This is a genomic window from Streptococcus parasalivarius (assembly GCF_054785155.1).
In genome coordinates this window covers 124,513-137,840 of sequence record NZ_BAABOB010000004.1, presented here as the reverse complement: position 1 = coordinate 137,840, position 13,328 = coordinate 124,513, and the positions used below count along the sequence as shown (strand labels likewise).

The following is a 13,328-nucleotide window of genomic DNA, read 5'->3' as shown; positions in this document are numbered from 1 at the left end:
TATAAAACAAAAGACCAGCCCACTAATACAAGTGAGGGTGGTCTACTAATAACTATTCTAAGGCAAATCATTTCCCGCCGCCAAGTAGATTTGGTACCATTCCTTGCGCGTTAGGCTGACTGTTGCTGCTTTCCCTGCTTCAAGGACATGCTGGGGTTTGGTCGTTCCGATGACTGCCTGCATCTTACCCGGATAGCGGAGGACCCAAGCAAGGGCGATGGCTGTCGGAGTGACCTGATATTTCTTTGCTAAGTCATTGAGGACATGATTGAGGGCCGCAAACTCTTCCTTGCCGACAAAATTCCCCTTGAAATAGCCATGCTGGAGGACAGACCAGGCTTGAATCACCGTATTGGTTAAGCGACAATATTCAAAGACACTACCATCTCGCACAGCTGCTTTTGGCCCTTCCATGTTGACATGAAAACCAGCTTCAAAGCTTGGTGTAAAGGCGGCACTCAACTGCAACTGGTTGACCTTGAGTGGTTGTTTGACAGCTGTTTTGAGCAATTCCATCATCATAGGATTTTGATTGGACACCCCAAAATGACGGACCTTGCCCGCTTGCTCCAAGTGATCAAAAGCTGCCGCCACTTCTTCCGGCTCCATGAGGGCAGCCGGTCGGTGAAGGAGGAGACTATCTAAGCGCTCGATCTGCAGACGCTCGAGGATGCCATCGACGGAGTCCAAAATATAGTCCTTAGAAAAATCAAAATAGGTAAAGCCGTCTTTGCGAATCCCACACTTGGACTGGATCCACATCTGATCCCGAAGATCTGGACGGCGCTTGAGAACCTTCCCCAGCAGGACCTCACACTGGCCATCGCCATAGATATCTGCCAGATCAAAAGTGTTAATCCCAATCGACAAGGTTGCCTCCACCAAGGCCTCCACCTCATCTTCACTCATCTGACTGATCCGCATCATCCCAAGGACAATCGTGGACAGACGCTCATTTTCAGCAAACTCAATATACTTCATCTCTGCCTCCTTTTCTGTATCTCTATTGTAGTGAAAAGGGTTGCAAACCACAAGTTTTAGCTTTCATTTACAATTTATCTACGAACTGGTCTTAAAATCGAAAAATAACAGGATTTCTCAACCCTGCTACTTTTTTGTCTTATCATTATGATTTTGTTCAGCCAGTAAGTAGCCTACTTGCAAGCCGACTGACTAAATTAAAGTGATTATTTGTCGCCAAAAACTTTGAAACGACCTTCTGTTTGGATGTCTTTATCTCCTGCTGGTGCAACGATTTGACCAAATGGTGCTTGAGCACGGAGCTTCCAGTTAGCTGGAATGTCATATTTTTCAGCTAATTGTGCATCAACAAGTGGGTTGTAGTGTTGTACATTCATGCCGATATTCTTCTCAGCCAAAGCCAACCATGTCGCATAAAGGGCGATTCCATGACCTTGCTCTGACCAAATTGGGAAGTTTTCAGCGTAAAGTGGGAATTGCTCTTGAAGGCCTTTCACTACATCTTGATCTTCGTAGAAGAGGATTGTTCCCTTAGCTTGAGCAAAACCTGCCAAACGTTCTTTTGTTGCCTCAAAAGCTTCTGCTGGCGTTACTTTTTCAAGCTCTGAATAAGCGATTTCATTCCAGAAAACATCTGACTCTTCATCCAGCAAGATCACCACACGTGATGTTTGTGAGTTAAAGGCTGTCGGTGTGTTAAGAACAGCTCCTTGAATGGTTTCAATCAATTCTTGGTTAGAGAGCCCAAGGTCTTTTCCTAATGCGTAGATAGAACGGCGTTTTGTTTGTAAGTCTGTAAAGTAGGTCATAGTTATTCCCTCTTTCTTTGTGATGAATGTTAATTGTTAAAATTGTTAAGTTTATTTGTAATAACTTTGATTACAATAACTATTATATAGATTCTTAATGTAATGTCAATAGTTACGACTAAAAAATCACTAATTATCAATATTTTTTCTCACTCGTGTCGAAATTCCATCTTTATCCTCAACTGTCACCTCATTAGAAGATAACCATTTGACCTCTGCTCCACGATTGTTAGCACGTTCTGCTATGCCAATCAAGTCGTCCTTGTTTGCCACTTCAACGACGTAGTAAGCAAGACCCGGCATATCTTTGCCTCGTTTGGACAAGTTTTTTCCGCCCCATTCGTTGACTGCTAGGTGATGGTGGTAATCACCTGAAGCAATCCAACTAGCACTTGGAATGGTAAACTTATCTACCAGCTCCAAAACATCCTGATAGAAAATCGTTGCTAGCTGACTATCTTTGACCGATAAATGAATATGCCCCATACGAGTATCCTTAGCTATCACAAATGGATCAACCTTGCGTCCCATCTCGTAAATTTCTTGAGCTGATAGTTCTTCTGTTACACCAACGATGCGACCATCCTCACGAATATCCCATTCAGCAACAGGCTTGTCTCTATAGAGCTCAATACCATTGCCTTCAAGGTCTTCCAAATAAAGGGCTTCACTATAACCGTGGTCAGCTGCACCGACAAATGGATAATCTAGCTCAGCAATATGTTTGAAAACATCTGCCAAATCTTCACGAGACGGCAACAAAATCGCCATATGGTAGAGACCATAACTTGACTTGACCGCTTGCTCATGAATGGTTTGAATCAAGTGGACCAAGGGCTTGTTTCCCGCTCCTAAAACAACTTCTGTTTCCGTTTGGCTTAGGATTTCAAGTCCAATAATCTGTGTATAAAAGGCTGTCTGACGTGCCAAGTCCTTCACATTGAGTACCGTCTCTGCGAGGTAAATCTTACTATTGTAGTCGTATGTCATATGTTTTTCTCCTTTGTTGTAATCATTTATATGACATTATTATACTCAGTTTCATTGTAATGTCAATCATTACAACATAGAGTTAAAAAGAAACCGAAAAACTTTCGATTTCTTATAGTTTAAAATCTAAAAATCAAGCTCCAGCTTCTTTCCAGTTGGCCTTAGCATCCTTTAAAATACCAGCCAAAGTTTTCTTTTCGAGTTCTTTTTCCATTGCCAGTTGAACGTCTTCTAGGCTCTGATCCAAAATCCCATGGATATTACGTCCTACTGGACACGCTGGATTAGGATTGTCATGAAAACTAAAGAGTTTGCCACTTGGACCGATGCTATCCACCGCACGATAAACCTGCAAAAGGTTAATCTCCTCTGGTGCTTTGGCTAATGTGGCTCCTCCACTTCCCCTTTGAACTGAAATCAAGTCTGCTTTCTTCAGTTGCGACAGGGTTTTGCGGATAATAACTGGATTAACCCCCACACTACCTGCCATTAAATCACTGGTTAGCTTAGTTTCATTTCCCTTATTTTGTGCTATAAGGGTCAAAATATGAACAGCAATGGTAAAGCGACTTGGAATTTGCATATCAAGAACCTCTCATTAATCTTTTTCTTTTCAATCAATTATAACAAAATCAACGTTGTAAAACAAGGAGTTACAACAAGATAAAGTGTTAGTCTTACACTAAAAAAATAGAGCCATCGTAGACTCTATTCTTTTGTATTTGATAATAACTAACTAGACTAATAATACATAGTATTCTAGCCTATTGAGGTTCTAGATTGGTCTTTTGCTTCTTACGAACACCTTGTCCTTCGATATGTTGTTTGATTAGTTCCACTACTTCATCATTGGTTGGTAAATCCGAGTGTTGGGCATCTTCACCTGTAACAGTGATTTCAGTATAACTTTTTGCCTGATTCTGATAGATATATTTCCCAGCGGACACACTAGCATCAGGAACCAGCTCGTCCGAATCATAGGTGATGGTTCCCGCTACCGAATAGACATGTAGCGTAGACGGAATATTCTCCTTAGCAGCTATAAAGTCTGCTAGCATGACCGATTTATTTTTAATATTGGTTTCAGTGAAATTATAGGGCGTTCCGATAGTCATCAAAGAATTTATCTTGACATCGTAGTCGCGAAGATAATTTTCGATAAATGCCGTATAAATTAAGCCTCCATTTGAATGTGCCAACCCTTTAAAATTATTGAAATTGTATTTATTCTGCAGAGCTTCAAATGCCTGATTCATCATCTTGGTTTGTTTCTTGATATTGTTATAGCCATCTTTGTTATTCTCAAATCCAATAACAATGACTGGCTCGTTATCCTTATCCTTGATTTTACCCTCAAAGGTGATACGCCCATTGTTCCAAACCTTAACCTTGAGGAGGCTATGCTTGACACCACGACGGTCTTGATTGAGCTTACGTACTAGGCCATCAAATCTATTTTCCGTAGCGGAGCTCCCCGGAATCATGATAATGGGAGACAATTTTGAATTATAGAAAGTCTCTATTTCCTTGACATTTTTCCTAGTCCAACTATAGGATGGGACGGCTAGCCCAATGAGAAAAAAAGAAACAAGGATAAAGACCAACTTAGTTTTTTTATTTAGTTTCAATGCTCTCTCCTTCCTCTTTTAGACCGTGTTGTACTTTATTAGACAGACGCACAAATGGAATAAAGATAACAATGTCGACTGCAAAACAGAGCAGACTAACAGCAAGAGCTCGTAAACTACCCCCAGTTCCGATAAAGGCGAAAAGAAGACTTGGTGTACCATCTGGAACCGGATAAACCGCAGCTGGCATAAGATGAATAGTCAAGGCCACCGCAGCAATGCCCATATTGATCATAGGTGCCAGTAGGAAAGGAACCAGATAAACTAAATTAAGCAAGACTGGTATCCCCACCATAAATGGAGCCCCATTGTTAAAGAGACTAGGAAAGACACTTAGAAGACTCACCTTCTTATCCTTATAACTGGTTGATGCTAAAAGCAGAGCCACCAAGAGGGCTAGCCCTGAGCCAATGCCAGCAACCAAGCCATAACTATGATAAAGATTTGTTAGTGTGTAAAGGTGGGGAAGCCCAGTCGTCGTATGATGGGAAACAGCATAGGTCAAATTTTCCAAGGCAAAACTATCATCGGCAATTGAATTTAGGGCAAAAGCCTGACTATTTCCAATCCAAGCAGAAAAAGTGTTCAAAAGTCCCATCATAAAGGTTGAGAACAGGTGATTATCAGTTACAGTAAAGGTAGAGGTAACCTGCCTAATCGTCAGAAAAACATTATCTTGCTCTCCAATCACAAAGAGAATGTTAAGTCCAATAGCTAAAATGAGTGACAAAAAAATGGGACGGACGGTCTTTGGTTGATAAATATAGTCCTTGTCCACAATCTGATCATCACTAGCTCTTGAAAAGCGAAAAATCTGGCCAACCAGATAGCCCACAAAGATAGCCAACATAATGTTGATTGAAGCCGGTAAATTGATGCGAGTCAAAACACCATCATTTAGCGGTGACAGCAACAGCTCCTGCGATCCTATAATTAAGCTAACCAAAAGGGAAGTCACACCAGCTGTACCAGTACTTCTACCATAGTGACCAGCTGTGTATTTTCCTGCAAAGTAAGTTGATAAGGGCCCGGCTAAGCCACCAAGAAAGTTGGAAAGATTAATGAGCACCTGCCCAGTTATCTTAAAGGCCGGTAACCAGTCAGAAACTGAAAACAATTGGTTAATATAACCAAGCTCCGAAAAGACAGATAGTGAAATCACCCGAATAATTCCTGAAAATAGGAAAAAGGGAAAGAGCGAAACCAAGGTTTTTTGCGTAATTTGGACGAAGCCTCGCTCACGAAACCAGAGAAACCTCTGGACTAAATAGTTTGTCATAAAAGACTCCTAGTAAAAGGCAAAATAAACTTTACATTCAACGTTTTTCTTCATTATAACACAAAGAGAGAGGCCTTACCTTAATCGTGGGTTAAAGCACACACTATCAGAATCTAGTCACCACCATTTTCATGATTTCTTGAAAAATTTAAGAAATATTTGAGAATTTCTTGATGTTTATTTAATGACTTTATACTACAATAAAGATGAAAAGAAAGCGGTATCAAATAAGCGAAAGGAGACTTATCATGAAAAAGGTACTTGAGGTCAGACATCTGACTAAACGTTACGGCCAACACCTAGCACTCGACAATGTAAACCTGACCTTAGAAAAGGGTGAGGTCTATGGCCTTATCGGAAGAAACGGGGCAGGTAAGACAACACTGATTAAAGTCATCACTAAACTCATCCGCCCTAGCCAAGGCAGTGTTTCCCTCTTCCACTCTACCTCCAAATCAGAGTGGACTCACGCACTGAAACGTGTTGGTTCTGTGATTGAAACACCAGTTGCCCTGAATCATCTCAATGCACGTCAAAACCTACGTTACTACTGCAAGATTCATCACGTTCCAAATCCTGACAAGGTCATTGATGAAATCCTTGATACAGTTGGACTTGGACACACTGGCAAGAAAAAATTTCGTAGTTTCTCACTGGGTATGAAGCAACGTCTAGGTATCGCTATTGCACTGATTGCAAAACCAGACCTACTTATTTTAGATGAACCGATTAATGGTCTCGACCCAGTTGCTATCAAAGAATTCCGCCAAATGATTAAAAAATTGAGCGAAGAGCAAGGTATGACAGTTCTCATCTCTAGCCATATCTTGTCTGAACTCTATCAAGTTTCAACCCGCTTTGGCATTATTGATCACGGTCACATCATCCGTGAAATCACTAAGGACGAATTCGAACATCTCAGCGAAGACTATATCGTTCTTAAAACTAACCAATTAGCCCTGGCTAGTCGCATTCTCCAAGACCAACTCCATCAACACTTCAAAGTGGTTAACAGCGACAATGAAATTCATATTTTTGACAAATCCCATGTTATAAAGGCAATTGTCAAAGAGCTGGTTAAACAAGAAGTTGACATCGATGAAATTTACTACAAACGTCAAGACTTAGAAAACTACTTCACACAACTAGTAGATTCAGAAAGGAGGTAGAGCCATGTTACACACTATTCACGCCGATTTCTATCGACTCTTCCGTTCTAAAGGATTTTGGATTTCTGAAATTCTCCTAGCCCTAAACATTATTTCTGGTGTCCTATTGGGAGTCACAGGGCATGTAGGCGTAGAAACTGGGGCAAAACAAGCCGTTAAAAGCGCCTCTTCGTGGACTGGTGTCGGATCACTGATTAATTACTCTAGTAGTATCTCCATAACAGTCCTCTTCACTTTAATTGTGGTCTCTATCATTTTGGGTGTTGATTTAGCACAAAAATTGTACAAGAATAATCTCACCTCTGGCATTTCACGGAGCGGGTTCTTCTTCGCCAAGGCAACCGTCATTGTAGCTATCACTTTAGGACAACTCCTCCTGTCTTACGGCCTTGCCTTTGTTCTAGGTACTCTTTGCCACGGTCTTGGAACTGTACCTGATCACTTTGTTAGAAACTTTGCCTTAACTTTCCTTCTCCAATTCTTGTGTAATCTAGCTTGGGTAAGTCTGACCACGGTTGCCCTCTACCTCACACATTCTATCGTGACAACCTTTGTGACTTACACCCTTGGTTTAGTAGCTTTAACCGTACCAGCAGCAATCTTCCCTAAAATAGAAATTTTGAAATACTTGTCACTCAACTTTAATTACAGCATGACTGCAGATAAAACTATCATTCAAAATACTGCAATCGTGGCAGTAGGATTCATCCTAGCATTCACAGCTTTGGGCTTGATTACCTTTGAAAAACAAGACTTATGAGAACAAAAATAACATCGTGCACGCGCGCGATGTTATTTTGATTCTGTGACTTCAAATCCGTTTCTCTCCGGAGGTGCGAAACAATTCATATTTTTGATGTAGAAGTGTTTGTTTACTTTGAAGATATCTATTTTATTTACGAGAGTTTGTATAAATTCATGGATTCTTTCAAAATCTAAAATATAAAAAAAGTCACCAACAAAAGTTGACGACAACTAAAAAAGAGGACCAATGTCAGTAAGGGTTCTTTACAGCCTGAAGCTGAAGGTAGCACCGCACCCGTACCAGAAGTTGGTACCTTTAAACGCTCTGTTACCAGTCATCCTACGATATCCTCTCAATATTTTTATTCTATCACTGAAAGCAAATAGAATCAAGAAAAGCAGTATGAATAATGTTACTTTCTATATTTTAAAAGAATTCTAGAATCAAAGATTTTTTGCTAAATCAAATCGGTGGTTGAGTTGTTTTCCGAAATTATTTTAACCTCACTGTTAAATAAAACCATTCATTCTCATAGGCCAAATGTAACTCACCCGATAAGACTTGGACTAAGTGTTCGGTGATATAAAGTCCTAGTCCAGAGGAATCTTCGGTGTCTGACAGGTTTTCAGAATAAAAGCGGGTCGTTAGTTGATCAAGATGCTGGATCGGCTGTTGTACCATATTACTAACTGACAAATAAATACCATCATCCTTTTTCTGCAATGTTAGTTGAGCTTGAGTCTTACCATGTTTTAGAACGTTACTGACAATATTCTGAAATAGCCGTTCAAAAATATCTGGATCCATTTCGCATTGGATATCAGGGGTTACTTGAATATTTAGTGTAATCCCTGTCTCTTGAAACATGTCATAGTAAGGCAGGATAGACTTAACCACAAGTTGAGAAAAGTCCACATCTTGAAATTGTGGTTGGATGGCCCCCTCTGTTAATCGTCGATATTCCAACAAGGCTTCCAAACGCTTTGAAACAGTCAGTAGATTTTTAGAAATCTTCTCCATAGCCATGTCATCTTCACTACTACTTCGAAGACTTTGCTGAGCATAGCCGCTCGCTACTGTCAGTGGTGTTCGTATATCATGGGCAATATTACTGATAGCCATGTCCATGGTTTTCTTTTCTTGGAGAGCGACAAGCTTAGTCTTTTCAATTTGGGTAAAAAGAGACTCAATCCGATTCGTTAGGGTAACCAATGATTTTGGCTGGTTTTTCAAAGTAATTCGTCGATGGCTTTCTTCAACTAGCTTTTCTTCAATCTGCTTTGAGAGAGATTTTACAGCCAAATAGTAACGAACTAGACAGGTAGTCGCTCCCAGAAGAAGTCCTATCAATACAATAAGCAGTCCTTCCATCAGTCTTCTCCTTTAAGTCGCACACCTAAGCCCCAAATAGTTTCGATATACTCCGTACCCGCATCCACTTGGGCTAGTTTCTTACGTAGATTACTCAACTGTGCATTCAATGTATTATCACATGACAAATAAGGGGCTTCCCAAACCGTCTCATAAAGGTCCTCTTTAGTAAAAATTTTCTTTGGATTTTGAAGGAGTGTGTGGAAAATTTGAAACTCTTTCTTACCCAAACGAATGACTTTTCCCTGACAGGAGACTTCAAAACTGTCTGGGTTTATCGTGATATTTTTGACTTGATAGATGTTATCAGGCTTACTACTTCCCTTGCTGTGTTCACGTAGTTGAACCGAGACACGCGCATAAACTTCTTCAAGATCAAAGGGCTTAACGATATAATCATTTGCACCATCAAGTAAGTACTGGCTAATCAAGTGCTTGTCACCCAAGGCTGTCAGCATAATGACAGGAATAGAGCTTCTTTGCCTGATAAACTTAAGCACTTCTTCGCCACCCTTACCCGGTAACATGATATCTAGGAGAACCAAATCAATCTCTTGACTTTGAAACAAAAGCTCTCCTTCGGTCCCAGAGTAAGCTTGGATAATATCATGTTCTTCAGAAAACAAGTTAAAAAGAATATTCTGGATATCCTCATTGTCTTCAATCTGTAAAATACGTGCCATGTCTTAATCCTCCAATGATACTACCAATTGTATACGCTCACTTTTTCTTTCATCTTAACAAAAAGCCAAATTAATGACAAGGCGCATTATGAGTTATTGATAGCATAAAAGGAAAAATAAAAACCGTAAGCCTCCACTTCCGAGACTTACGGTCAATTATTTATTAAGCAAAAGTCGTTACATCAGAGGCATCCAGACGAACAGACTCAAAGCCTTCTTCATTGGCTTTCCCAAGAGCAATGAGCAAAACTGGTACATGACGGTCTTCATCAAGTCCAAAGGCTTTGGCGAGACCTTCTTTTTTATAGCCACCAATGGCATTAGTATCGTAACCATAAGAACGAGCGACCAACATCAACTGCATAGCAGCAAGGCTAGCATCAATGTGGACAATTTCATTCATCATTTCTCGAGGAGCATTTTCATACATTGGTACAATGCTTGACAGTTGTTTTTCTTTGACTTCTTCAGGCATTTTTCCTTGAGCAACAGCCTTACCGTAGATATCTTCAGCTCTTTCTTGGCTCTTCAAATCGGCAAAAATAAGGACCATGGCTGAGGATGTTTCATTTTGCACACCATTGTAGCTGACGAAAGGTGTCAATTTTTCCTTGCCCTCTTCGCTATCAACGACGACAAAACGCCAAGGTTGCATGTTGACTGATGATGGTGCTGTAACAGTCTTATCTAGGATTTCCAACAGTTCTTCTCGCGGAATCTTAACAGATGGATCAAAATTACGAATGGAACGACGGTTATATACGATATCTGAAAAATCATTGCTCACTACAGGCATCTTATGTCTCCTTTTTTTGATTAAATGAAAATAATATAATCAAAATTATAACACAAGACAATTGTTATCAAAAATATTTGCTACAGACGACTAAAGATTAGTTTCCTTGAGTCCCAGACGTTTCACTTCAGATGAATAGTAAACCATAATCGTAATCAAGCTAATAGTGATTAGCCAGATTGACTTAAGGTGCACAAAATGCATCAGAACCGCTGAGACGATAGCACCAACGACAAAGCTTCCTACGATAAAGCTATAATTGACAGCCTGACGACGATATTCTCTCTGATCACCACTTCCCTGAATGGCATAATAGAGGGCCGTTAACATCCTTCGATAATTTCCTGATGTCATAAATATCACGAAGGGATGATTCTCAATCTGACTGCCAGTAAAAGTCTTCATCATGATACCTGCAGAAAAAGCGATAATCGGGAGCTCAATCAAGGCATTTGAAGGTAGAAAAGGCAGGATAGCTGTCATCACACAAAGTGGAAGAAGACCATAAACACGCCAGTAAGCATTCTTACGCTGGTCTTTAAACCACATGCCAAAAAGAAAGCCTAAAGAAAAGAATAGGATTGAAAAGCAACGCAACAAGTTATAGTACATACTACTGTTCTGCCAGTCAGCGACCAAGAGAAGGATATTCCCAGTCTGTGTAGCAACCAAACTATGATAGTACATATGACAAAAGACATCCAAAGCCCCTCCCGAGAAACTCAACAAATTAGCCATCAGACGCGTATTTTGAGGAAGAAGGTTCCGAGATTCCATAGCATAACTTCCCTTCTAATAGTAATTGATATGATAGTCTTATTATAGCAAATTCGGGCACACACATTATAAAAAACAACCCTCATGAGTTGCTTCTATCCTATTAAAAATTAACTGTATCAGGATCATCCTGAGTTTTAATCCCTTGAATCTTATCCAAGACTGCCATATCTTCCTCTGACAAATCAAAGTCAAAGATATCCAAGTTGGCTTCAATATTTTTTGGTGTCACTGACTTAGGTAGTGGCAAGAAACCTTTTTGAAGGCTCCAACGTAGGGCAACTTGAGCAACAGATTTTCCGTTACGTTCAGCCACTGCTTCAACGTCTTCATTTCCAAAAATGCTACCAGTACCTAGTGGACTGTAGGCTTCAAGAAGAATGTCACGCTCTTGGCAATAGGCAACCAAATCTTCTTGGGAACAACCTGGAGCCAAGAGAATTTGATTGACATGTGGCACAATTTCAGCCGTTTCAAGGAGAGCATCAAGGTGATGCTGCATAAAGTTAGACACACCGATAGCACGCACCTTACCATCTTTGTAGGCTTCTTCCATTGCCTTCCAAGCACCTGCATTGCCAACCTTCCAAGCATCATTCTCACGAAGAGCCTTTGGATTAGGCCAGTGGATGAGCAAAAGATCCAAATAATCCACACCTAGTCTTTCAAGAGACTCGTCGATAGAGGCCTTAGCCAATTCGTAATCGTGCTTGTCATTCCAGAGTTTAGTCGTTAGGAAAATATCCTCACGAGCCACATCACTATCAGCAATCGCCTTACCTACAGAGACCTCGTTACCGTAGATTTGTGCTGTATCGATATGTGTGTAACCCGCCTTAAGTGCGAAACTAACGCTATTGTAGGCTTCTTCCCCTTCTGGAATCTGCCAAGTCCCAAAACCAATTTTAGGAATCGTAACGCCATTTGAAAGTGTATATGTTTCCATCCTGTTCTCCTTTTCAAGTTGTAACAGAATTATCTTAAAAGATATCAGATAAAAATGCAAAGATTTGCTATGGCTATGGAAAAACTCCAAATGGTAGTTTATGACCAGATGGAGCTCCTATTCCTGATGATTAATCTCTATCGTCATAGCCTTTTGGATGGCTAGAATGCCATGCCCAGGCACTTTCGATGATTTTTTCGATATTGTCAAATTGTGGTTTCCAGCCAAGTACTGTACGAGCCTTTTCAGAGGATGCAATCAATGTATCTGGATCACCAGGACGACGATCAGCTTTCTCAGCTGGAATTTCTTTACCAGTAACCTTACGAGCTGCTTCAAGGATTTGGAGATTTGAGAATCCTGTTGAAGAGCCTAAGTTGAAGGCTGTTGACTCATTGCCCTTGCGGAGATATTCCACTGCCAAGAGGTGAGCATCCGCTAAGTCGAATGGATGCACATAGTCACGAACATTAGTACCATCTGGAGTATTGTAGTCGTCCCCAAAAATCATGATTTTCTCACGAACACCTTGAGCCACTTGGAGAATAATTGGCAAGAGGTGGGTTTCAGGACCATGATCTTCACCAATCGAACCATCAGGTTTGGCTCCCGCCACATTAAAGTAACGAAGAGGAACATACTTGATACCGTAGGCTTGGTCTGACCACTTCATGATGGTTTCCATCATAAGCTTGCTTTCACCATAAGGATTGATTGGGTTTTGTGGTGTGGTTTCAAGGATTGGAATTTCCTCAGGAATACCATAAGTCGCAGCTGTTGATGAGAAGACAATGTATTTGACACCACATTCGTTCATGACCTCAAGCAACTTCACCATACCAGCAGTGTTATTATCAAAATACTTAAGTGGCTTTTCCATAGACTCAGCCACAAGTGAGTAGGCCGCAAAATGAATAACCGCATCGACATCAGGATTTTCCTTAAAGACTTTACGCATAAAGTCCTGATCTGCCAAATCCCCCTCGTAGAATACAGCATTTGGATGGACAGCAGCACGGTGACCCGTCACCAAGTTATCCACGACAACGACTTTTTCTTGACCTTTTTCAACTAAGCGATCAACCATGTGAGAACCGATATAACCAGCCCCACCTAAAACTAAGATTGCCATAAAATTTACCTTTTTCTTATTT

The 13,328-nt window shown here is 40.6% G+C and carries 14 protein-coding genes; 2 read left to right on the top strand and 12 right to left on the bottom strand.

Annotated elements, in window-relative coordinates; all coding sequences use genetic code 11:
• Window positions 1-57 precede the first annotated feature (57 nt).
• From ACYVQ1_RS05010 to ACYVQ1_RS04985, 6 genes are all read right to left on the bottom strand, one after another.
• Window positions 58-981: an aldo/keto reductase gene (locus tag ACYVQ1_RS05010; RefSeq protein WP_461250091.1), complete on the bottom strand. Its 924-nt coding sequence runs from the start codon at window positions 979-981 to the stop codon at window positions 58-60.
• A gap of 206 nt (window positions 982-1,187) precedes the next feature.
• Window positions 1,188-1,790 (bottom strand): nitroreductase family protein, encoded by a 603-nt coding sequence (locus tag ACYVQ1_RS05005; protein WP_461250040.1) that lies wholly within the window; start codon window positions 1,788-1,790, stop codon window positions 1,188-1,190.
• Window positions 1,791-1,919: 129 nt separating this feature from the next.
• Window positions 1,920-2,780, bottom strand: coding sequence for a VOC family protein (locus ACYVQ1_RS05000; protein WP_461250039.1), 861 nt, complete (start codon window positions 2,778-2,780; stop codon window positions 1,920-1,922).
• Window positions 2,781-2,913: 133 nt separating this feature from the next.
• Window positions 2,914-3,363: an Rrf2 family transcriptional regulator gene (locus tag ACYVQ1_RS04995; RefSeq protein WP_461250038.1), complete on the bottom strand. Its 450-nt coding sequence runs from the start codon at window positions 3,361-3,363 to the stop codon at window positions 2,914-2,916.
• 181 nt (window positions 3,364-3,544) lie between these two features.
• Window positions 3,545-4,408 carry an alpha/beta hydrolase gene (locus ACYVQ1_RS04990; RefSeq protein ID WP_461250037.1) on the bottom strand — a complete coding sequence of 288 codons (864 nt, stop codon included), beginning with the start codon at window positions 4,406-4,408 and terminating at the stop codon, window positions 3,545-3,547.
• Entirely contained in the window at window positions 4,395-5,687 is a 1,293-nt protein-coding gene (locus ACYVQ1_RS04985) for a PTS sugar transporter subunit IIC (RefSeq protein WP_195435337.1), read from the bottom strand. The genes ACYVQ1_RS04990 and ACYVQ1_RS04985 overlap by 14 nt, the downstream gene beginning before the upstream one ends.
• A 248-nt stretch (window positions 5,688-5,935) precedes the next feature.
• On the opposite strand from ACYVQ1_RS04985, the gene ACYVQ1_RS04980 reads away from it, so the two are divergent.
• Entirely contained in the window at window positions 5,936-6,856 is a 921-nt protein-coding gene (locus ACYVQ1_RS04980; protein ID WP_021151675.1) for an ABC transporter ATP-binding protein, read from the top strand.
• A gap of 4 nt (window positions 6,857-6,860) precedes the next feature.
• The gene (locus tag ACYVQ1_RS04975) at window positions 6,861-7,616 is read left to right on the top strand and encodes an ABC transporter permease (protein ID WP_461250036.1); all 756 of its coding nucleotides are present in this window, start codon (window positions 6,861-6,863) and stop codon (window positions 7,614-7,616) included.
• A gap of 477 nt (window positions 7,617-8,093) precedes the next feature.
• Here ACYVQ1_RS04975 and ACYVQ1_RS04970 read toward each other — a convergent pair whose 3' ends face one another.
• The 6 genes from ACYVQ1_RS04970 to galE form a co-directional block, all read right to left on the bottom strand.
• The gene (locus ACYVQ1_RS04970; RefSeq protein WP_461250035.1) at window positions 8,094-8,972 is read right to left on the bottom strand and encodes a sensor histidine kinase; all 879 of its coding nucleotides are present in this window, start codon (window positions 8,970-8,972) and stop codon (window positions 8,094-8,096) included.
• A complete protein-coding gene (locus tag ACYVQ1_RS04965; RefSeq protein ID WP_461250034.1) occupies window positions 8,972-9,655 on the bottom strand; it encodes a response regulator transcription factor in 684 nt (227 codons plus the stop codon). Before ACYVQ1_RS04965 ends, ACYVQ1_RS04970 begins: the two co-directional genes overlap by 1 nt.
• Before the next feature lie 163 nt (window positions 9,656-9,818).
• Window positions 9,819-10,451 carry a nitroreductase family protein gene (locus tag ACYVQ1_RS04960; protein WP_195401229.1) on the bottom strand — a complete coding sequence of 211 codons (633 nt, stop codon included), beginning with the start codon at window positions 10,449-10,451 and terminating at the stop codon, window positions 9,819-9,821.
• A 90-nt stretch (window positions 10,452-10,541) separates the two neighbouring features.
• Window positions 10,542-11,228, bottom strand: a complete 687-nt coding sequence (locus ACYVQ1_RS04955; RefSeq protein ID WP_195435342.1) for a YoaK family protein — start codon at window positions 11,226-11,228, stop codon at window positions 10,542-10,544.
• A gap of 103 nt (window positions 11,229-11,331) precedes the next feature.
• Window positions 11,332-12,174: an aldo/keto reductase gene (locus ACYVQ1_RS04950; protein ID WP_461250033.1), complete on the bottom strand. Its 843-nt coding sequence runs from the start codon at window positions 12,172-12,174 to the stop codon at window positions 11,332-11,334.
• 130 nt (window positions 12,175-12,304) lie between these two features.
• Complete coding sequence (gene galE, locus ACYVQ1_RS04945) at window positions 12,305-13,306, bottom strand: UDP-glucose 4-epimerase GalE (RefSeq protein WP_461250032.1); 1,002 nt, start codon at window positions 13,304-13,306, stop codon at window positions 12,305-12,307.
• Window positions 13,307-13,328 lie beyond the last annotated feature (22 nt).